The sequence below is a fragment of the Streptomyces termitum genome (assembly GCF_014650175.1).
GTDB lineage: Bacteria > Actinomycetota > Actinomycetes > Streptomycetales > Streptomycetaceae > Streptomyces > Streptomyces termitum.
The window spans coordinates 617,723-638,618 of record NZ_BMUL01000002.1; the positions used below are offsets into that span (position 1 = coordinate 617,723).

At 75.0% G+C, this 20,896-nt stretch carries 12 protein-coding genes; 5 read left to right on the forward strand and 7 right to left on the reverse strand.

Annotation, left to right across the window (positions count from 1 at the left end):
• Nucleotides 1-17 precede the first annotated feature (17 nt).
• A complete protein-coding gene (gene ftsE, locus IE219_RS06065; RefSeq protein WP_189975459.1) occupies nucleotides 18-707 on the reverse strand; it encodes a cell division ATP-binding protein FtsE in 690 nt (229 codons plus the stop codon).
• A 237-nt stretch (nucleotides 708-944) separates the two neighbouring features.
• On the opposite strand from ftsE, the gene IE219_RS06070 reads away from it, so the two are divergent.
• Nucleotides 945-1,130, forward strand: coding sequence for a hypothetical protein (locus IE219_RS06070; RefSeq protein WP_189975460.1), 186 nt, complete (start codon nucleotides 945-947; stop codon nucleotides 1,128-1,130).
• 122 nt (nucleotides 1,131-1,252) lie between these two features.
• Here the strand turns inward: IE219_RS06070 and IE219_RS06075 are convergent, their stop codons facing one another.
• From IE219_RS06075 to IE219_RS06090, 4 genes are all read right to left on the reverse strand, one after another.
• A complete protein-coding gene (locus IE219_RS06075; RefSeq protein ID WP_189975461.1) occupies nucleotides 1,253-2,236 on the reverse strand; it encodes a hypothetical protein in 984 nt (327 codons plus the stop codon).
• 362 nt (nucleotides 2,237-2,598) lie between these two features.
• Nucleotides 2,599-3,708, reverse strand: a complete 1,110-nt coding sequence (gene prfB, locus IE219_RS06080; RefSeq protein ID WP_189975462.1) for a peptide chain release factor 2 — start codon at nucleotides 3,706-3,708, stop codon at nucleotides 2,599-2,601.
• A 128-nt stretch (nucleotides 3,709-3,836) separates the two neighbouring features.
• Complete coding sequence (locus tag IE219_RS06085) at nucleotides 3,837-5,096, reverse strand: serine/threonine-protein kinase (protein WP_189975463.1); 1,260 nt, start codon at nucleotides 5,094-5,096, stop codon at nucleotides 3,837-3,839.
• Nucleotides 5,097-5,251: 155 nt separating this feature from the next.
• Nucleotides 5,252-7,042, reverse strand: a complete 1,791-nt coding sequence (locus IE219_RS06090) for a serine/threonine-protein kinase (protein ID WP_189975464.1) — start codon at nucleotides 7,040-7,042, stop codon at nucleotides 5,252-5,254.
• Between the two features lie 715 nt (nucleotides 7,043-7,757).
• On the opposite strand from IE219_RS06090, the gene IE219_RS06095 reads away from it, so the two are divergent.
• A complete protein-coding gene (locus tag IE219_RS06095; protein WP_189975465.1) occupies nucleotides 7,758-11,576 on the forward strand; it encodes an FHA domain-containing protein in 3,819 nt (1,272 codons plus the stop codon).
• A gap of 4 nt (nucleotides 11,577-11,580) precedes the next feature.
• On the opposite strand, the gene IE219_RS06100 is transcribed toward IE219_RS06095, so the two are convergent.
• Nucleotides 11,581-12,183 carry a TetR/AcrR family transcriptional regulator gene (locus tag IE219_RS06100; RefSeq protein ID WP_189975466.1) on the reverse strand — a complete coding sequence of 201 codons (603 nt, stop codon included), beginning with the start codon at nucleotides 12,181-12,183 and terminating at the stop codon, nucleotides 11,581-11,583.
• A 279-nt stretch (nucleotides 12,184-12,462) separates the two neighbouring features.
• Here IE219_RS06100 and IE219_RS06105 point away from each other — a divergent pair, with 279 nt between their 5' ends.
• Genes IE219_RS06105 through IE219_RS06115 form a run of 3 tightly spaced genes read left to right on the forward strand, consistent with a single transcriptional unit; the run spans nucleotide 12,463 to nucleotide 15,472 of the window.
• Nucleotides 12,463-13,383: an ABC transporter permease gene (locus tag IE219_RS06105; protein WP_189975467.1), complete on the forward strand. Its 921-nt coding sequence runs from the start codon at nucleotides 12,463-12,465 to the stop codon at nucleotides 13,381-13,383.
• Nucleotides 13,376-14,134, forward strand: a complete 759-nt coding sequence (locus IE219_RS06110) for an ABC transporter ATP-binding protein (RefSeq protein WP_189975468.1) — start codon at nucleotides 13,376-13,378, stop codon at nucleotides 14,132-14,134. Before IE219_RS06105 ends, IE219_RS06110 begins: the two co-directional genes overlap by 8 nt.
• A gap of 24 nt (nucleotides 14,135-14,158) precedes the next feature.
• Nucleotides 14,159-15,472 (forward strand): glycosyltransferase 87 family protein, encoded by a 1,314-nt coding sequence (locus tag IE219_RS06115; protein ID WP_229849607.1) that lies wholly within the window; start codon nucleotides 14,159-14,161, stop codon nucleotides 15,470-15,472.
• Between the two features lie 66 nt (nucleotides 15,473-15,538).
• Here IE219_RS06115 and IE219_RS06120 read toward each other — a convergent pair whose 3' ends face one another.
• The gene (locus tag IE219_RS06120; protein WP_189975469.1) at nucleotides 15,539-20,503 is read right to left on the reverse strand and encodes an NAD-glutamate dehydrogenase; all 4,965 of its coding nucleotides are present in this window, start codon (nucleotides 20,501-20,503) and stop codon (nucleotides 15,539-15,541) included.
• Between the last annotated feature and the right edge of the window lie 393 nt (nucleotides 20,504-20,896).

Sequence of the window (20,896 nt, forward strand, 5' to 3'; positions counted from 1 at the left end):
TTCTGGATCCCCCGCCGTCAGTGCTGGTAGCCGTAGACGCCGCGCGCCTGGTCGCGGACGAGGCGGCCCTTCTCCAGCTCGATGACGCGCTTGCGCATCTGGTCGACGATGTTCTGGTCGTGGGTCGCCATGACGACGGTGGTCCCTGTCCTGTTGATGCGGTCGAGCAGCTTCATGATGCCGACGGAGGTCTGCGGGTCGAGGTTGCCGGTCGGCTCGTCGGCGATCAGCAGCATCGGCCGGTTGACGAACGCGCGGGCGATCGCGACGCGCTGCTGCTCACCGCCGGACAGCTCGCCCGGCATGCGGTCCTCCTTGCCGCCGAGGCCGACCAGGTCGAGCACCTGGGGCACGGCCTTGCGGATCTCGCCGCGCGGCTTGCCGATGACCTCCTGGGCGAAGGCCACGTTCTGCGCGACGGTCTTGTTGGGCAGCAGGCGGAAGTCCTGGAAGACGGTGCCGAGCTGGCGCCGCATGTGCGGCACCTTCCAGTTGGACAGCCGGGCGAGGTCCTTGCCGAGGACGTGCACCTGCCCCTGGCTGGCGCGCTCCTCCCGCAGGATCAGGCGGAGGAAGGTCGACTTTCCGGAGCCGGACGAACCGACGAGGAAGACGAACTCCCCCTTCTCGATCTCCAGGGAGACATCCCGGAGCGCGGGGCGGTTCTGCTTCGGATAGGACTTGGAGACGTTGTCGAATCGGATCACGAATGCACCACGGTCGGCCGGGAGTAGGTGTGCGTGACCTTACGCGAACCGGGAAGCCCCGCGCAGTCGCGCTCCGGGCTTGCGTGCTTTATCCTCTTTCGCCCCGGGGCGCGGGACCGCGCCGTCGCGCACCGGGGCGCGCCGGAACCCCGCGAAGCTGGCACAGTGGTAGGGGGAACGTCCGGAACGCGTCGGGCGTTGTCCTGGTGTGAGCCCTGTGCGGGAGGAGGAGAGCGCATGACCTACGACCGACTGGTGTGCGCCAACTGCGCGGCCCCGGTCGCCGAGGGTCGCTGTCCCGTGTGCCGGGCCAACCGCGAGCGCCTGACGCCGCAGGGCGGGCTGTCCCCCGCGATGGTCCTGACACTCGTGATCGCCCTGCTGGCGACGATGGCGCTGCTCGCGGCGGTCCGCACGGTGTAGCCGGCGGACACGGGCCGCGCGTGACCGCGCACGAGCCGGAACGGCCGAAGGGCCGGGGAGGACGTCCTCCCCGGCCCTTCGCCTTCCCGCCCGGACGGTGCGCCGGGCGGTCAGGGGGTCGTTCAGGCGGCGGCGCGCCCGCCGGCGACCAGGCGCGGCAGGAAGCGGAAGCCCACGCCACCGGCGATCATGGTGGCGGCGCCGATGATCAGGAACGAGGTCTCGGCCGCACCGGTCTCGGCGAGCTCCTCCTTGGCCTGGCCCTGCTGCACCGGCTGCGAGCCGGCCTGCTGGGTGTCGGTGTTGCTGCCCGTCGTGCCGGTCGAACCGGTGGATCCGGTCGAACCGCCGCACTCGACGCCGTCGGCGTTGACGACGCAGTCGTCGGGGTTGCCGCCGTTGGTCGAGGAACCGGTGGTGCCGGTCGTGCCCGTGGTACCGGTGGTACCCGTGGTACCCGTGGTACCCGTGGTACCCGTGGTACCCGTGGTGCCGGTGGTACCCGTGGTGCCGGTCGTGCCCGTGGTACCGGTCGTGCCGGTGGAGCCGGAGCCGTTGCCGTTCCCGTTGGAACCGTTCCCGTTGCCGGTCTCACCGGTCGTCGGGCCACCGTTACCGGTCTCACCCGTGGTCGGACCGCCGTTACCGGTCTCACCGGTCGTCGGGCCACCATTGCCGGTCTCACCCGTGGTCGGACCGCCATTGCCGGTCTCGCCCGTGGTCGGGCCACCGTTGCCGGTCTCACCGGTCGTCGGGCCACCGTTACCGGTCTCGCCCGTGGTCGGACCGCCGTTACCAGTCTCACCGGTCGTCGGGCCACCATTGCCGGTCTCGCCCGTGGTCGGACCGCCGTTGCCGGTCTCACCGGTCGTCGGACCGCCGTTGCCGGTCTCACCCGTGGTCGGGTTGCAGCCCAGCGGGTCGGTCTCGCAGGGGTCCTCCTCGCCCGGACCCTCTTCGCCCGGCAGTTCCCCGCTCAGGGTGCCGATCGTGGGCTCGCCCGCGTTGACCGCCTGGGCGGCGCCGGCCGCGGTCAGGGACGCACCGGCGATGATCACGGCGCCGGCCGCGACTCGCGCCAGACGGACTCGCGTCTTCTTCGTCATCTGGTTGCTACCCCCAGTAGCTTCATCTCGTCATGGGGCAGCGCCAGGGGCTTCGGGCACGGAGGCGTCTGTCTCACTGGATGCGCCCCCGTTCACACGCGCCCCAGAAATGCGCATGCCATCAAGTCACCCTTCCGAGTTTCGGATGCAACGTCAAGGCCGTTGCGCGTGCGATGCCCGAAAGGTCCAACGGTGCCCGCCATATGACGATGCAACTGTGACGTAAACCCGGAACTACGGCCTCGACACCGGCAGTTCCCTTGTCGACAAAGCACCCGATCCACCGTCACACCGCTTGCAGCGGCGAACGGAACGGGCCCCGCACCGAGGGTGCGGGGCCCGTTCCAGGACGTCGGGAGCGGTTACTTCGTCTGCTCCTGCTGCTTGCGCCAGCGGATCCCGGCCTCCAGGAAGCCGTCGATCTCGCCGTCCAGGACGGACTGCGGGTTGCCGACCTCGAACTCCGTCCGGAGGTCCTTGACCATCTGGTACGGGTGCAGGACGTAGGAGCGCATCTGGTTGCCCCAGGAGCTGCCGCTGTCCTTGAGGGCGTCCATCTTGGCCCGCTCCTCCTGGCGCTGGCGCTCGAGGAGCTTGGCCTGGAGGACGTTCATGGCGCTCGCCTTGTTCTGGATCTGGGAGCGCTCGTTCTGGCAGGAGACCACGATGCCGGTCGGAAGGTGCGTGATGCGCACGGCCGAGTCGGTGGTGTTGACGCCCTGGCCGCCGGGACCGGAGGCGCGGTACACGTCGACGCGCAGGTCGGACTCCTCGATCTCGACGTGGTCCGAGGACTCGACGACGGGGAGGATCTCGACGCCCGCGAAGGAGGTCTGGCGGCGGCCCTGGTTGTCGAAGGGCGAGATGCGGACCAGGCGGTGGGTGCCCTGCTCCACGGAGAGGGTGCCGTAGGCGTACGGCGCCTTGACGACGAAGGTGGTCGACTTGATGCCGGCCTCTTCCGCGTACGAGGTCTCGTACACCTCGGTCGAGTAGCCGTGGCGCTCGGCCCAGCGCAGGTACATGCGCTGGAGGCGCTCGGCGAAGTCGGAGGCGTCGACGCCGCCGGCCTCGGCGCGGATGTTCACCAGCGCCTCGCGCTCGTCGTACTCGCCGGAGAGGAGGGTGCGGACCTCCATCTCGTCCAGCGCCTTGCGCACGGAGACCAGCTCGGTCTCCGCCTCGGCGCGGGTGTCCGCGTCGTCCATCTCCTCGGCGAGGTCGAAGAGGACCCCGAGGTCGTCGATGCGGCCGCGCAGGGCCTCGGCCTTGCGGACCTCGGCCTGGAGGTGGGAAAGCTTGCTCGTGATCTTCTGCGCCGCCTCCGGGTCGTCCCAGAGGGACGGGGCCGCGGCCTGCTCTTCGAGCACGGCGATGTCGGCCCTCAGCTTGTCGAGGTCCAGGACGGCCTCGATCGACCCCATGGTCGAGGAGAGGGACTTCAGCTCTTCGGATACATCGACGACTGCCACGCGTCCAGCGTAACGGCTCCGGGCCGGGAGCCGAACCCGCGGCGACCCGGCCTGTGGACAACCCCTCTTCCCGGAGTCCTCCCGGGGCCTGTCCGGGGCCTGTCCGGGGCCTGTCCGGCGGACGGGCCCTAGGGCTGTTCGGCGGGCTGGGAGGAGGAGGGGCGGGAGTCCTGGGGCGGGGTGGTGTCGTCACCGGCGAGGGCCAGGTAGCCGCCGACGCCGAGCGCGCCCGCCGCGACCACGGCCGCGAGGCCGAGGGTGATGCGGCGCTTGCGGACCGCGCCCGCCTTGTTGCGGGCCGAGCCGGGCCGCCGGGCGCCGGCCGGGCGCGGGGCGCGGGCGGTGCCGTGCGGGCCGCCGGACAGCTCGTCCGGGCCGGGCACCCGCATGGAGGTGTGGGTGTCGCGGTGCGAGTCGGCGGAGGCGCCGGGGACCAGCGGCACCGCGGCCCGGCGGCGGCCGGCCTCCGGCGCGGTCCCGGCGGTGGCGGCGTGCGCGGTGTCCTCGTACGGCTCCGGGGCCGCGGGTTCGGCGTCGGGCTCGTCCACGTCCAGCGGCGGGATGCCCTTGAGCAGCGGCAGGACGTCGGCGAGGCGGGCGGCCAGTTCGGAGGCGCGCAGCCGGGAGGCGGGGGCCTTGGCGAGGCACTGGACCATCAGCTGCCACAGCTCCTCGGGGATGCCGGGGAGCGGGACGACGGTCTCGGTGACGTGGCGGCGCAGCACGGCGCCGGGGTGGCCGCCGCCGAACGGGGTGAAGCCGGCGAGCAGCTCGTACAGGACGGTCGCCAGGGCGTAGATGTCGACGGCGGCGCGCGGCGGCAGGCCCTCGACGATCTCGGGGGCGAGGTAGTCGGGGGTGCCGATGATGCGGGTGGCCTTGGTGCGGCCGGGGGTGTCGATGAGCTTGGCGACGCCGAAGTCGGTGAGGAGCGCCGGGTGGGCGCCGCCGGGGCCGAGCGGGCCCTCCATGTCGAGGAGGATGTTCTCCGGCTTCACGTCCCGGTGGACGACGCCGGCGGCGTGCGCGGCGGCGAGGCCCTCGGCGACGTCGCGGATGATCGCGACGGCGGCCTCGGGGGCGAGCCGGCGCTCGCGGTCGAGGCGGGTGCGCAGGTCGGTGCCGCGGACGAGGTCCATGACGAGGGCCAGGTCGTTGCCGTCGACGACGAGGTCGCGGACCTTGACCACGCGCGGGTGGTCGAGCCCGAGCAGGGCGGTGCGCTCGCGGACGAAGCGGCCGACGAGTTCCTGGTCGGAGGCCAGGTCCTCGCGCAGCAGTTTGACGGCGACGGGGCCTTCGGGCCCCTCGCCGAGCCACACCGTTCCGGCGCTGCCCCGCCCGAGGATCTGGTGGGCGGTGTAGCGGCTGCCGATGTTCCGTGCCAAGACTGCTCCCTCAGCGGCTGCGGTTCGCGTCAAAGTTACGCGTCCCGGGCCGCCGGACGTCACTCCCGGAGGGAAATCACCCTTCGGAAGTCGATAAATCGGCTGGACGACCGCCCTGAGGGGTCGTCCAGCCGTCGGGCGCGGCGTGCGGCGGCCTACTGGCCGGTGCCCGTGCCGCCGCTCGTGCCGGTGCTCTCGCCGATGCTGGACACCCAGTCGGTCACGGTGCTGATGCCGTCGCCGATGGCCTCCCAGTAGCCCTTGCCCTGGGCGATCCAGTCCTGGAGCGGGGTGAGCTCCCAGATCAGCCAGCCGGCCACCACGAAGAGGACGATCATGACCAGGCAGCCCTTGAGGCAGCCGAGGCCGGGGATCCGGACCGGGTTGGCCCCGCGCCGGCGCGGCTCGCGGGGCTCGCGCGGGGCCGGGGCGGGCCGCTGGGGCTGCGGCTGCTGCGGCGGCGCGTACTGCTGCTGCGGCGGGGGCGCGTACGGCTGCGGGGCCGGGGCGGGCGGCCTCGGCTGCTGGTACGGCGGCGGAGCGGGCTGCGGGGCCGGGCGCGGCTGCTGGTACGGGGGCTGCTGCGGCTGCTGGTAGGGCGGCTGCTGCGGGCGGTACGCCTGCGGGGGCTGCTGCTGGTACGGCGGGGCCTGCGGCGGCTGCTGGGCCGGGGGCTGCTGCGGGCGGCGCTGGGGACGGCGGCGCAGCGGGTCCTCGACGGGGTCGAGGTACTGCATCTGGGTCTGCTCGTTGCGGTCGCGGGCCGCGCGGAGCTGGCTCTGCCAGGGGTGCGGCTCCTCGGACGGCGGGTTCGGCGGCATGGCGGGCATGACGGCCGTCGGCCCGGCGGGGCCGCCCGGGGCACCGGGACCGCTCGTCGGCAGCATGGCGGTGGGGTCGGCGGCACCGGCCGGACCGCCGGTGGGCAGCACGCTGGTGGGAGCGGCCGGGTCGAAGCCGCCGGGCGCGGCGGAGCCGGCCGGCAGCACCTGGGTCGCGTCGGCGGCGCCGGGGGCCTGCGGGACCCGCGCCGGGTCCGGGTCGGGGGCGAGGAGCGCGCCGACGCCGTCGGCGGCCTCGATCTCGGCGGGTGAGGCGTGCACGCCGATGCCGGCGGCGACCGCGCGCAGGCCGCGCGCCAGGTTCACCGCGCTGGGGCGCCGGTCCGGGTCCTTGCTGAGGCAGCGCTCGATGACCGTCCACAGCGGTCCGGGGACCGTGGAGGGGCGGCGGGGCTCCTCGCTGAGGTGCCGGTGGAGGACTTCGAGGGCGGTGCCGCCGCCGAACGGCGGGCGGCCGGTCACCAGCTCGTAGAGCAGGATGCCGGCGCCGTAGATGTCGACGGCGGAGGTCTGCGGGCGGCCCTCGGCGGACTCCGGCGCCACGTACGCGGGCGTGCCGACAAACTCGTGGGTGCGGGTGAGGCCCGGGGAGTCGGCGAGGCGGGCGATGCCGAAGTCGGTGAGCATCGGGCGCATGGCGCCGTCCCGCTCGTCCAGCAGCACGTTGGCCGGCTTGAGGTCGCGGTGGACGACGCCGTCGGCGTGGCTGGCGGCGAGCGCGTCGGCGATCTGCGCGGTGAGCAGGGAGGCGGCGACCGGGGTCAGCGGGCCGTTCTCCCGCAGGTAGCGGTGCAGGTCGGGGCCCTCGACGAGGTCCATGACGAGGGCCAGGACGTCGCCCTCGACGACCAGGTCGCGGGTGCGGACGATGTTGGGGTGGGTGAGCCGCAGGAGGACGGACCGCTCGCGCAGGAAGCGCATGACGATGTCCGCGTCGTTGGCCAGCTCCTCCTTGAGGACCTTGATCGCGACGGTCTCGCCCGGCTGGCCGGGAACGGCCGCCTCGGCCCCCGCCGTCTCCCGCTGGCGGGCTCGCCAGACGGTGCCCGTGGCGCCGCGGCCGAGCGGCTCCTCGAGCAGGTACTTGCTGCCGATTGGCCGCACGTCACGCGCTCCCTGCTGCATCGTGGTCCTGGGGTGGCCGGTGTGCTGAACCCCGGAATCCCGTCGTCCTTCTTCTTGATGACCCGTCCGGGTGTCCGACCCACTCTAGTGCCGCCGAACGGGTCCCAGCCGGTTGTCCACAGGCGGATCTTCGGAGACCCGTTCGACTCCGGAGGGGTGTCGCCGGGGGCGGTGCGCGGCCCGGGGGACGGGCTCCGGGCCCCGCCCGAACTTGTCCGGAAGAAGACGCTCCCCCGGCCGGGATGGTTGCCGCGCCGGGCCCGCGCACCCGCCCGGACCGGCCCCGCGCCCGGCCCTCCCTACCGCCCGGACCGGCCCCGCAGCCGGTCCGCCCGCCCGTCGGGACCGGCCCCGCGCCTGCCCCGCTCCCCCGTCCGGCCGGGCGCCGCACCGGCCCCGCCGCCCGCCGGGCCCCTGCCCCCGTGCTCGTGCGGGCCCGGCGCCCGGCCCGCGCGGGGCCCGGCCTTTTCGCGTCACGCGCGGCGGCACCGGAGGACCGTTCAAGATCACTTCGGGGTGACCCGGCGGCGGGCTGTCGGCGGCAGGTGCGAGGATGCCTCCAGCACGTCGCACCGGTGGGGTCGGGAGCCCCCCGCGCCGTGCCGACCTGTACCGGACGACGCGTCCGTGCCGGGTGGGGGGAAACGGGCGGTCCCCCGCCGGGCACGTCGCGCAGAAGGGACCGCTGACGGCGATGCAGATCCGGCTGACCGTCCTCGCGCCGCACGCCGGCCACGGCGCCGCGCGCGCCTGCGACGTGCTCGTCACCGCCCCCGCCGGCACGGCGCTGTCCGCCGTGGCGTCGAACCTCGCCGCCGCCGTCACCGGCCCGGACGCGGCCGGCACCGGCGCGCCCGTGCTGTACGCGGGCGCGGAGCGGCTGGACGCCCGCCGGTGCGTGCTGGGCGAACCGCCGCTGGTCGACGGGGCGGTCCTCGCGCTCCAGGCGCCCGACCCGGACGGCCGGGACGGCACCGCGCCCGCCGCCGCCCGGCTGCACGTCGTCGCCGGCCCCGACGCGGGCGGCGTGCACCTGCTGCACGGCGGGACGGTCCGGATCGGCCGCTCCGACGAGGCGGACGTGCCGCTGGACGACCCGGACGTCTCCCGCTCCCACTGCCGGGTGACCGTCGCCGACGACGGCCGGATCACCGTCGCCGACCTCGGCTCCACGAACGGCACGACACTCGACGGCGCCCCCGTGGCCGACCGCCCGGTCCGGCTGCGCCCCGGCTCGCTGCTCCGGCTCGGCGAGTCCACCCTCCGCCTCGGCGGCCCCGGCGACGGCGCGGACGGGGCGGTGCCCACCGCCCCCGACGGCGAGGGACACCTCAGGGTCCGCGCCCCGGAGGACGCCGCCGACTGGACCGCCCGCGCCCTGGAGCCCGGTGCGGACCGCACCGCGCCCCCGTGGTCCGGCGGGCCGGACGCGGACCGGGAGACCCACGGCGGCGGGGTGCCGCTCGCCGAGCCGTGGCCGCCCGCCGGGCACGCGCGCGCGGCCGACCTCGCGGACGGCGCCGGGGACGGCGGCGAGCCGCACGGCCGGATCCGTACGACCTCAGAGGGCGCCGATCCGGCCACCCGCAGGACCGGCCGGCGCGGGCTCGGCGCCTGGGCCCGGCGCCTCGCCGGAAGCCGCGAGGCGGAGCCCGCCGACGACGGCACGGGCACCGCCCCGGCCGCCCCCGAGACCTCCGGCGCGCCGGGCGCCGCCCCGGCCCCCGGCACCTGGCCCGATCCGGCCGCCGTGCTGCTCACCGCGCTCGGCCCCGGCCCCCGCCTGTGGGAGCGGGGCCCGCGCCATCCGGAGGCCCTGGCCGTCCGGCTGGGCACCGCCGACCGGGCCGAGCTGTCCGGGGTGCCCGTCACCGTCGGCCTGCGCGAGGCCGGTTCGCTGGGTCTCGCCGGTCCGGCCGGGCGGCTCGCCGGGCTGGCCCGGTCCGTGGTGGCCCAGCTCGCCGCCCTGCACTCCCCCGCCGACCTGGAGATCGTCCTCCTCAGCGCCGACCGGAACCGCCCCCTGGAGGAGCGGCGGCGGGACTGGGGCTGGCTGGGCTGGCTCCCGCACGCGCGGCCCGCGCACGGCCAGGACTGCCGGCTGCTCCTCGCCTACGACCGCGAGCAGGCCCAGGCGCGGACGGCGGAGCTGACCCGGCGACTGGACGACGGCCCGCTGGGGCCCGGCTGGGCCAGCGCGGACCGGGCCGCGATCGCCGAGGCCGCCGCGCGGTACGCGGGCCCGGCGACGGTCGTCGTCGTGGACGGCGACCCGGGGACGGCGGCACTGCGCGAGACGGTGGCCCGGCTCGCCGGGGCCGGCGCGGCGGCCGGCATCCACCTGCTGTGCCTCGCCGAGGCCCCGTCGGCCTCCCCCTCCTCTCCCGTCGCCGCCACCTACGAGACCGCCTGCGCGGCCTCCCTGGCCTTCCGCGAGTGCGGGGCGGCGGCCCTCCTGAGCGGTGACGTGGCCACGGCGCTGCGGCTGCTGCGGACCTCCGGCGGGCGGGTCGCGGGCCACGGCACGGTCGGTGTCGTGGACGCGGTCTCGGTGGCCTGGGCGGAGCGCTTCGGCCGGGCGCTGGCCCCGCTGCGCACGGACGCGGCCGCGGCGGCCCCCGGGCGGGCCGCGGCGCTGCCGCCGTCGGCGCGGCTCCTGGACGAGCTGGGCCTGGCGCGGGCGACGCCCGCGTCCCTGATGGCCCGCTGGGCGTCGGCCGGGGAGGGCACCGCCGTCCTCGGCGCGGGCCCGCGCGGCCCACTCTCCGTCGACCTCACGGCGGAGGGCCCGCACCTGCTGATCGAGGGCCCGGCCGGCAGCGGCCGCACGGAGCTGCTGCGGGCCGTCGCCGCCTCCCTGGCGGCCGGCTCCCGGCCGGACCGGCTCGGGCTGCTGCTCGTGGACGGGGCGGGCGGCGAGCGCGGCGAGGGCCTGGCGGCCTGTACGGAGCTGCCGCACGTCACCGAGCACCTGGTGGCGTCGGACCCGGTCCGGATGCGGGAGTTCGCCCAGGCGCTGGGCGCGGAGCTGAAGCGCCGGGCCGAGCTGCTCGGCGACACGGCCTTCGCGGAGCGGCGCGGCGGCGCGGGCCCGCGCGCGGTGATCGGCCAGCGGGCGCCGAGCCCGGCCGAGGCGATGCCGCAGACGCTGCGGGCCGCCGTCCGCCTCCCGGAGGGCGCCGACCTCGGCGACCGGCCCAGCGGCCGGACCCTGCGCACCGGCGGCCCGGCGGCCCGGGGCGGGGACGGCCTCGCGGGCCGGATCCCGCGCCCCGCGCGCGCGGACGAGCTGCCGTCCACGCCCGGCGACCGCCTCGGCGGCCGGGCGGGCACGGCCGACCTCCCGGCGGCCTTCGACCACCCCGGCGACCTGTCCTCCCCGCCGTCCGGCCGCACCCCGCGCGCGGGCGACGTCCCCGGCACCCCGAGCGCCCGCACCCCGCACCCGGGCACCGGAGACCTCTCCTCCCCGCCGAGCGGACGCACTCCCCGTACGGGCGACATCCCCGGCGCCGCGAGCGGCCGGACGCCGTACCCCCGCACCGACGACCTCGCCTCCCCGCCCAGCGGACGCACCCCGCGTACGGGGAACGTCCCCGGCACCCCGAGTGCCCGGACGCCGTACCCCCACGCCGGTGACCTGTCTTCCCCGCCGAGCGGACGCACTCCCCGTACGGGCGACATCCCCGGCGCCACGAGCGGCCGGACGCCGTACCCCCGCGCCGACGACCTCGCCTCCCCGCCCAGCGGACGCACCCCCCGTGCCGGCGACGTCCCCGGGGCCTCCAGTGGGCGTGTCGGGCGGGCCGGGGACGTGGGGGCGCCCGGTGGGCGACTCGGCGGGCGGGCGGGGGCCGGGGACCTCGGGGAGCGGCCCAGCAGCCGGACGCTGCGGGCCGACGACGGTGCCGGGCTCCTGGACGGACGCGCGAGCGCGCGGGTGCCGCGGCCCGGGACCGAGGAGGACCACCTCCCGGCGGGCCGGCCGCCGCTGCCCCGGCTCGTCGTGCTCGTCGACGACTTCGACGCCCTGGTCGCCCCCGCGCTGGGCGCGCCGGGCCGGCCCGCCGCCGGGTCCGTCGTCCGGGCCCTGGAGGCGGTCGCGCGGCACGGGGAGCGGCTCGGGGTGCACCTGGTGGCGACCTCGGCCCGGCCGGACCGCACGGCCGACACCGACCTGGCGCACGGCGCCCGGCTCCGGGTGGTGCTGGACGCGCCCGCGAGCGCGCCCGGCCCGGACGTGCCCGCGCCCGGACGCGGGCGGCTGGGGCATCCGGACGGGCGGGTGACGCCGTTCCAGGCGGGCCGCGTCACGGGCCGGATCCCCCGGACGGCGACGCTGCGGCCGACCGTCGTACCGCTGGAGTGGGAGCGGATGGGCGATCCGCCCACCCGGCGCCCGGTCCGCGAGCTGGGCAACGGCCCGACCGACCTGGCGCTGCTGGCGAGCGCGCTGGACCGGGCGGCCCGCTCCCTGGACGCCGCCCCGGTGCCGCCGCTCGCCCACGCCTGAGGGCCTACAGGGTCCGCAGGGCCGCCACCGCCGCGCGGGTGAGGTCGTCGACGTACCCGGCGGGCGGTTCCGTGCGCGCCACCACCAGGCGCCAGTACAGCGGGCCGACGACGAGGTCGAGGGCCCGTCCGGGGTCGGCGCCCTCGGGGAGTTCGCCGCGGGCGACGGCCTCGCGGACGATCTGGGCGACGACGCCCTCCTGCCCGTCGAGCAGGGCCGCCCGGACCGGTGCGGCGATCTCGGGCTGCCGGGCGGCCTCGACGAGGAGCTCGGGGATGACCTGCGAGGCGATCGGGTGGCGCAGGGCGTGCGAGGCGGCCGTGAGGAGGGCCCGTACGTCGCCCTCCAGGGAGCCGGTGGCGGGCGCCGGGAGGCCCTGCGCGGCCACGGCGCCGACGAGGTCGAGGACGAGGGCCAGCTTGGACTTCCAGCGCCGGTAGACGGCGGTCTTCCCGACGCCCGCGCGGCGCGCGATGCCCTCGATGGACATCCGGGCGAAGCCGACGGCGGCGAGTTCCTCGAAGACGGCGGCGCGGATGGCCTCGGTGACGTCCTCGCGGAGCACGGCGGCTCCGGCGGGCGCGCGGCGGGGCGTGGGGCTGCTCATGAACGGCATCCTAACCAGCCGTGACCCGGCCATGACGTCGCGACGATACGGTTGCGTTCCGACGCCGCGACTCCTACTCTCCCCGTAGCGACGATACGGACCCGTTCCGTCGCGTCCGAGTCGTGACGGCCCCTCGCACCCGGGTCGTGACAGCCCCTCACCCACGGGCCGTGACGCCCCCTCGCCCGCGAGCCGTGACGCCCCCGTCGCCCCTCGACCGCGACACCCCACTACCCGCCCCGCCCCGCCGCCCTCCGGACCGGACGAAAGCGCACGCCCGTGACCCTGACCCAGGCCCGGCCCCCCGGCGCCACCACCCCTCCGCCGCCCGACGAGGACCTCGCGGCCCTGGCCCGCCGCCACGGCCTCTCCGTCAGCGGCGCCCGCCCCCCGCTCCGCTCCTACGTCCGGCAGCTCTGGTCCCGCCGCGACTTCATCACCGCCTTCGCGACCGCCCGCCTCACCGCCCAGTACAGCCAGGCCCGGCTCGGGCAGCTCTGGCAGCTGATGACGCCGCTGCTCAACGCGGGCGTGTACTACCTGACGTTCGGGGTCCTGATGGACGCCCAGCGCGGGGTGCCGGACTACGTGCCGTTCCTCCTGACCGGCGTGTTCGTGTGGACCTTCACCTCCAGCACGCTCACCGCCGGCGCCCGCGCGATCAGCGGCAACCTCGGCCTCGTCCGGGCCCTGCACTTCCCGCGCGCGAGCCTGCCCCTCTCGCTCGCCCTGCTCCAGCTCCAGCAGCTGCTGCTCTCACTCGCCGCGCTCGCCGTGATCCTGCTCTGCCTCGGCGAGTTCCCGACCGCGAGCTGGCTGCTGGCCGTCCCCGCGATCCTGCTCCAGGCCCTCTTCAGCGCCGGCGTCTCGCTCGCGCTGGCCCGGGTCGCCGCCCGCACCCCGGACGTCAGCCAGCTCCTGCCGTTCGTGCTGCGCACCTGGATGTACGTCTCCGGCGTGATGTGGTCGTTCCAGTCACTGGCCGGCAGTGGCCGCTTCCCCGAGTGGGCGGTCCTCGCCCTGCGGTGCAACCCGGCGGCGGTCTACATCGACCTGGTGCGCTTCGCCCTGATCCGGAGCTTCACCCCGGACCTGCTGCCGCCGCACGTGTGGGCCCTGGCCGCGGGCTGGGCGGTCCTCGCCTTCGCGGGCGGCTTCCTGTGGTTCTGGAAGGCGGAGGAGTCGTACGGCCGTGGCTGACCCGACAGCGGACGAGACCGCCCCCACCGTCATCGCCGACGCCGTCCACGTCTCCTACACCGTGCCGACCGGCCCCGGCGCCACCCGCCGGGTGCACGCCGTCAAGGGCGTCGGATTCGTCGCCCGGCGGGGCGAGTCGATCGGCCTGATCGGTTCGAACGGCTCGGGGAAGTCGACCCTCCTGAAGGCCCTCGCGGGCCTCCTGCCGACAGAGAGCGGCACTCTCTACACCAAGGGCCGCCCCACCCTCCTCGGCGTCGACGCCGCCCTGATGAACGACCTGTCCGGCGAGCGGAACGTGGTCCTGGGCGGCCTCGCCTCGGGCATGGGCCGCACCGAGATCGCCGCCCGCTACGACGACATCGTGGCCTTCTCCGGCCTGCGCCGCTCCCGCCGCGACGGCGACGACGTGCTGGCCCGCCCCATGCGCACGTACTCCTCCGGCATGGGCGCCCGGCTCCGCTTCGCCCTCGCCACGGCGCGCGGCGGCCACGACGTCCTCCTCGTCGACGAGGCCCTGGCCACCGGGGACGCGGCCTTCCAGCGCCGCAGCCGCCGCCGGATCGACGAGCTGCGGGCCGAGGCCGGCACCGTCTTCCTGGTCTCGCACGCGCACGCGACGATCCGGGAGACCTGCGGGCGCGCCCTGTGGCTGGAGGCGGGGGTGCTGCGGGCCGACGGTCCGGCGGACGAGGTGGTGGCGGCGTACGAGGAGTTCACCAGGACGGGTGCCGCGAAGCGGAACAACTAGCCCATACCACCCTATGGTCGAAGCGTGACGACGCCCGATCCTCCCCGCCCCCGCGGCCCCGGACCCGCCCCGTCCCCCGCGCCGCCCTCGCTGACCCGCTCCCCCTTCGAGTCGGACACCTTCACCTCCGCCACCTTCGTCACCACCGGCCGCGGCCCCCTCCTCGCGCTGGCCGCCGTCTGGCTGCTGACCCGCGCCGGCATGCTGGTGCTGTTCGCCCGCGACAGCCTCGGCACCGGCGGCGTCGGCCGGGAGGTGCGGACCCTCTACCACCACTGGTACGGCCTCTTCGCCGACGGCACCTTCCCGCCCAACGACCCCGCCTGGCAGTACCCGCCCGGTGCCGGCCTCCCGGTCATGGCCCCGGGGGCGCTGTCGTCCTGGCTCGGCTACACCCCGGCGTTCGTCCTGCTCGCCCTGGCCGCCGACGCCGCCGTCACCCTCGCCCTCGCCGCCGCCGACCGCTCCCGGCTCACCCACGGCGCCTGGTACTGGGTCTGCGCCCTGCCGCTCCTCCTGCACCTCCCGCTCGCCCGCCTCGACGTCCAGGCCACCGCCCTCGCCGTCTTCGCCCTGCTCCTCTTCAAGGGCCGCTCCCCCGCCGCGCACCGGCTCGGCGGCGCCCTCGCCGGGCTCGGCGCGATGGTGAAGGTGTGGCCGGCGCTGGCCCTGATCGGCACGCCCCGGGGACGTACCACCCGGGAGGCGTGGACGGCCGCCGCCACCACCGCCGCCGTCCTCCTCGCGGTGCTGGCGCTGTGCTTCTCCGACACGCTCGGCTTCCTGCGGCAGCAGGGCGCGCGCGGGGTCCGGATCGAGTCGCCGGGCGGTAGCGTCTTCGCCCTGGCGCGCGCGGCGGACCTGTGGCCGGGCACGGTCGGGCTCCGCTCCGGGGCGTACGAGTTCGTGGGACCGTACGTCTCCACGATGGGCCACCTGCTCCTGCTGCTGACCGTGATCGCGCTGGGCTGGCTGGTGATGTGGCGGGTCAGGTCCCGGCGCTGGACCGCCGCGACGCCGCTCGACGCGGCCCTCGCCGCCGTCCTGCTCCTCACCGTCACCAGCCGGGCGCTCAGCCCCCAGTACCTGGTCTGGCTGCTCGGGCTCGCCGCCGTCTGCCTGACCTCCCGCGCGACCGTGATGCGCCCGGTGGCCCTGCTGCTGCCCCCGGCGGCGGCGCTCGGCTCGCTCGCGTACCCCGTCCTGTACGCGGACGTCGTCGCCGGCACCCCGGTGGGCCTGGCCGTGGTCCTCGCCCGCAACGCCCTGCTGGTGGCCGCCGCGCTGCTGGCCGCCCACCGCCTGTGGCGGTCCACGGTCTCCCCCGTACGGGAATGACCGCGCCGCACGCGCGCGAGGGGCCCCGCCGGAACGCGTCCGGCGGGGCCCCTCGTCACATCCGGGTCAGCTGTGCGTGCGCAGCAGCGTCCGCATGGTCCGCATCGCGACCGACAGGTTCGCCAGGTCGAAGGTGTCCGAGCCCTGGATCTCCTCCAGGGTCGTCCGGGCGCGGCCCAGGATCGCCGCGTTCCGCTCCTCCCACGCCTTGAACCGCTCCTCGGGGGTCGCGGTGTCGCCGCCGGCGGTCAGCACGTCGGCGGTGAGCGCGGCGTGCGCGGCGAAGAGGTCCTCGCGGATGGAGGCGCGGGCCATGGACTGCCAGCGGTCGGCCCGCGGCAGCTCGACGATCCGGTCCATCAGGTCGGTGATCTTCAGCCGGTCGGCGAGGTCGTAGTAGACCTCGGCCACCGCCAGCGGGTCCGTGCCGGTGCGGTCGGCGATGGCGACGATGTCGAGCACCGGGAAGGCGGACGAGAAGCCGGCGACGCGGACGGCCAGCTCCTCGGGGACGCCGAAGCCGGTCAGCTCGTCGAGCATCGAGCGGTACCAGTCGAGGTCGGCGCCGCGCAGCAGCTCCGGCAGCCGGTCCCGGACCTGCTCGACCCGCTCCGCGAAGAAGTCGATGGTCTCGCCGATCTCCAGCGGCTGGGGGCGGTTGTTGAGCAGCCAGCGGGTGCCGCGCTCGACGAGCCGCCGGGAGTGCAGCCGCATCCGGGTCTGGATCTCCGCCGGGACCTGGTTGTCGAGGGCCTCGACGGCGTCCCAGACCTGGCCGAGCCGGAAGATGGCGCGGGCGGCGGTCTGCGCGCGGACGATCTCCTCGATGGAGGCGCCGGTCTCCTCGCGCAGGCGGTGCAGGAAGGTCGAGCCGCCGGTGTTGACGGTGTCGTTGACCAGGACGGTGGTGATGATCTCGCGGCGCAGCGCGTGCCCGTCGACGGCCTCGGTGAACTTCTCGCGCAGCTGGGTCGGGAAGTAGGCGTGGAGCAGACCGCGCAGGTACGGGTCGTCGGGCAGCCCGGTGCCGATCAGCTCGTCCGCCACCGTGATCTTGGTGTAGGCGAGGAGGACGGCCAGCTCGGGCTGGGTCAGGCCCTTGTCGTTGTTGAGCAGCTCGCGGATCTGCCGGTCGTTGGGCAGGAACTCCAGGGAGCGGTCGAGGGCGCCGTCGCGGCCCAGGCGGCGCATGAAGCGCTGGTGGGCGTGGAGCAGGGAGCCCGATTGCGCGGAGGCGTTGGCGAGGGCGGTGTTCTGCGCGTAGTTGTTGCGCAGGACGAGGCGGCCGACCTCGTCGGTCATCTCCGCGAGGATCTTGTTGCGCTGCTTGACGGTCATGTCGCCCTCGGCGACGAGCCCGTTGAGCAGGATCTTGATGTTGACCTCGTGGTCGGAGGTGTCGACGCCGGCGCTGTTGTCGATGGCGTCGGTGTTGATCTTGCCGCCGTCGCCCTCGGGGCCGCCGGAGCGGGCGAACTCGATGCGGCCGAGCTGGGTGGCGCCCAGGTTGCCGCCCTCGCCGACCACCTTGGCGCGGACCGAGCCGCCGTCGACGCGGATGGGGTCGTTGGCCTTGTCGCCGACGTCGGCGTGGGACTCGGCGGAGGACTTCACGTAGGTGCCGATGCCGCCGTTCCACAGCAGGTCCACCGGGGCCTGGAGGATCGACTTCATCAGCTCGGCCGGGGTGAGCTTGGTGACGCCCTCCTCGATGCCGAGCGCGGCCCGCATGTGGGCGTTGACCGGGATCGACTTGGCGCTGCGCGGGTGGACGCCGCCGCCGCTGGAGAGCAGCGAGGTGTCGTAGTCGGCCCAGGAGGAGCGGGGCAGCTCGAAGAGGCGGCGGCGCTCGGCGTAGGAGGTGGCCGCGTCCGGGTTCGGGTCGATGAAGATGTGCCGGTGGTCGAAGGCGGCGACCAGGCGGATGTGCTCGGAGAGCAGCATGCCGTTGCCGAAGACGTCGCCGGACATGTCGCCGACGCCGACGACGGTGAAGTCCTCGGTCTGGGTGTCGTGGCCCAGCTCGCGGAAGTGCCGCTTGACGGATTCCCAGGCGCCGCGGGCGGTGATGCCCATGCCCTTGTGGTCGTAGCCGGCGGAGCCGCCGGAGGCGAAGGCGTCGCCCAGCCAGAAGCCGTAGTCCTCCGCGACGCCGTTGGCGATGTCGGAGAAGGTGGCGGTGCCCTTGTCGGCGGCGACGACGAGGTACGTGTCGTCCTCGTCGTGGCGGACCACGTCGGCCGGCGGCACGACCTCGCCCGCGACCAGGTTGTCGGTGATGTCGAGCAGGGCCGAGATGAAGGTCTTGTACGAGGCGACGCCCTCGGCGAGCCAGGCGTCGCGGTCCACGGACGGGTCCGGGAGCTGCTTGGCGACGAAGCCGCCCTTGGCGCCGACCGGCACGATGACGGTGTTCTTCACCATCTGCGCCTTGACCAGGCCGAGGATCTCGGTGCGGAAGTCCTCGCGCCGGTCGGACCAGCGCAGACCGCCGCGGGCGACCTTGCCGAAGCGCAGGTGGACGCCCTCGACGCGGGGCGAGTACACCCAGATCTCGAAGGCGGGGCGCGGGGCGGGCAGGTCGGGGATGGCCTGCGGGTCGAACTTCATGGAGACGTACGCGTGCGGCGCGCCGTCCTCGTTCTTCTGGAAGAAGTTGGTGCGCAGGGTGGCCTTGATGACGGTGAGGAAGGAGCGCAGGATGCGGTCCTCGTCCAGGCTCGCGACCTGGTCGAGGGCGCCGTCGAGCTCCTCCAGGATGCCGTCGGTCAGCTCGGTGCCGGCGCGCTGCCGCTCCGGCGCCATCCGGGCCTCGAAGAGGGAGACGAGCAGCCGGGTGGTGTGGACGTTGTTGCGGAGGGTGTCCTCCATGTAGTCCTGGCTGAAGGTCGAGCCGGCCTGGCGCAGGTACTTGGCGTACGCGCGCAGCACCATCGCCTCGCGCCAGGTGAGCCCGGCGGAGAGGACGAGGGAGTTGAAGCCGTCGTTCTCGGCCTGGCCGGTCCAGGTGGCGGCGAACGCCTCCTGGAAGCGCTCGCGGGCGTCGTCGCCGGCGTAGTCGCCGCCGTTGCCGGTGGGCGCGGGCATCCGCAGGCCGAAGTCGTAGACCCAGGCGTGGGTGCGGTCGGCGCAGCGGAGCTCGTAGGGGCGCTCGTCGGTGACCTCGACGCCGAGCCGGTTGAGGACCGGCAGGACGGCGGAGAGGGAGACCGGCTCGCCCGTCTTGTAGATCTTGAAGCGGCGCTCGCCGGGGCCGGCGGCGACGGGCTCGTACAGGGAGAGCGCGAAGTCCTGGTCGCCGGCGAGGACGGCCTCGGTGCGGACCAGGTCGGCGACGGCGGCGCGCGGCGAGTGGTCGGCCTTGTAGCCCTCGGAGAAGGCGGTGCCGTAGCGGCGCAGCAGCTCGGCGGCGCGCTCCTCGCCGAATTCGGCGTTGAGGGCCTCGGCGAAGCCGTCGGCCCAGGAGCGGGCGGCGTCGACGAGCCGGGCCTCGATGCGGTCCACGTCGGCGTCGGTGAGGGCGGCGAGCTCGGTGCCGGGCTCGACGCGGATGACGAAGTGGAGGCGGGAGAGGATCGACTCGGTGTTCCAGGCGGTGAAGTCGACGGAGGTGCCGTTCAGCTCCTCCTTGAGGATGTCGATGATCCGCAGCCGGACGCGGGTGGTGTAGCGGTCGCGCGGCAGGTAGACGAGGGCCGAGTAGTAGCGGCCGTACTCGTCCTGGCGCAGGTAGAGCCGCAGCCGGCGGCGCTCCTGGAGGTAGAGCACGCTGGTGACGACGGAGCGGAGCTGGTCGACCGGGGTCTGGAAGAGCTCGTCGCGCGGGTAGGTCTCCAGGATCTGGAGCAGGTCGCGGCCGTCGTGGCTGTTGGGGGAGAAACCGGCCCCGGCCAGCACCTCGTGGACCTTGCGCTTGACGACGGGCACCCGGCGCACGGACTCGGTGTAGGCGGCGGAGGAGAAGAGGCCGAGGAAGCGGCGCTCGCCGATGACGTTGCCGTCGGCGTCGAACTTCTTCACGCCGACGTAGTCGAGGTACGAGGGGCGGTGCACGGTCGCGCGGCTGTTGGCCTTGGTCAGGATGAGCAGCTTGTGCTCGCGGGCCTTGGCGCGGGCGTCGGCGGGCAGCCGGCTGAAGGACGGGGAGACGGGGTGGGCGTGGTGGCCGGACTCGCCGTCGGTGTGGTGCGGGTCGGAGCGCAGGATGCCGAGGCCGGTGCCGGGCACGGCGGCCAGGGCGTCGCCGTCGACGAGTTCGTACTCGCGGAAGCCGAGGAAGGTGAAGTGGTCGTCGGCGAGCCAGCGCAGCAGCTCCTGGGCCTCGCCGACCTCGGTGGGCCGCAGGTCGGAGGCGGTGGGCTCGTCGGCGAGGCCGTCGGCGATGCGGAGCGCCGCGTCGCGCATCTTCTCCCAGTCCTCGACGGTCTCGCGGACGTCGGACAGGACGCGGAGCAGGTCGGCGGTGATCTGCTTGAGGTCGGCCTTGTCGGTCTCGCGGTCGATCTCGACGTGGATCCAGGACTCGGCGAGCGCGTCGTGCGGCAGCTCGCCGTGGATCTGGGCCGACAGGACCTCGATGAGCTTGCCGGTGATGTCGCGGCGGACGAGGACCTGCGGGTGGATCACGACGTGGATGCCGCGGCCCTGGCGGGACAGCTCGTTGGTGACGGAGTCGACGAGGAACGGCATGTCGTCGGTGACGACCTCGACGACGGAGTGGCTGCTGGTCCAGCCGTTCTCCTCGACCGTCGGGGTCTGCACGCGGACGTTCGCGGTGCCCTGGGGGCGGTTCTCCGCGAGCCGGTAGTGGGAGAGCGCGGCGCCGAAGACGTCCACCGGGTCGCGGTCGGCCAGGTCCTCGGGCGCGGTGTGCAGGTAGTAGCGCTGGAGGTAGTCGAGCACGGTGTCGCCGTCCGGGCGCTTTCCGCCCTCCGGGCCCGTCGGGAGGAGCCCCCCGACCGGGCTGTGCTCAGCTACGCGGGCGGCCCTTTCGAACAGCTCGGCCTTTGCTTCGTCCAGCTTGGTCTGCATGTCCTCTGACTCCTGTCGCGCGCCGTTGCGTGACGTCGGTGGAAGGAAGGGCGCGACGCCACGACGCGGTGATTCCGGTCGTGGTCGACGTTATGCCCGGATGAGAGATGTCCGGTTCGAAACCGGCCGCGGAGGGCGGGGTTTCCGGACGGAACGGATCGGCGAACGCACGGTCGGCCCGGCCGCGTGTGCGGACCGGGCGGCAGCCGGGGGCCGCACTGCCCCCGCGGCATATCGCGCTGATCACGGGAAAAGCCTATCGCTCCCGACCCCCGGCCCGTCATGAGCCGTATGTGTACAAAACAGGGGCGGGAAGTTTGACACTCTGGACAGCGACACATGCCCTATGGGCGGATCGCGCGGATCGACGCAGCGTGGACGCGTGCACGACGA

What these genes read in the sequence shown, in the direction of transcription:
- IE219_RS06070 (WP_189975460.1), top strand. Translation starts at nt 945, where the DNA reads ATGACCTACGACCGACTGGTGTGCGCCAACTGCGCGGCCCCGGTCGCC.
- IE219_RS06075 (WP_189975461.1), bottom strand. Translation starts at nt 2,236, where the DNA reads ATGACGAAGAAGACGCGAGTCCGTCTGGCGCGAGTCGCGGCCGGCGCC.
- IE219_RS06095 (WP_189975465.1), top strand. Translation starts at nt 7,758, where the DNA reads ATGCAGATCCGGCTGACCGTCCTCGCGCCGCACGCCGGCCACGGCGCC.
- IE219_RS06100 (WP_189975466.1), bottom strand. Translation starts at nt 12,183, where the DNA reads ATGAGCAGCCCCACGCCCCGCCGCGCGCCCGCCGGAGCCGCCGTGCTC.
- IE219_RS06120 (WP_189975469.1), bottom strand. Translation starts at nt 20,503, where the DNA reads ATGCAGACCAAGCTGGACGAAGCAAAGGCCGAGCTGTTCGAAAGGGCC.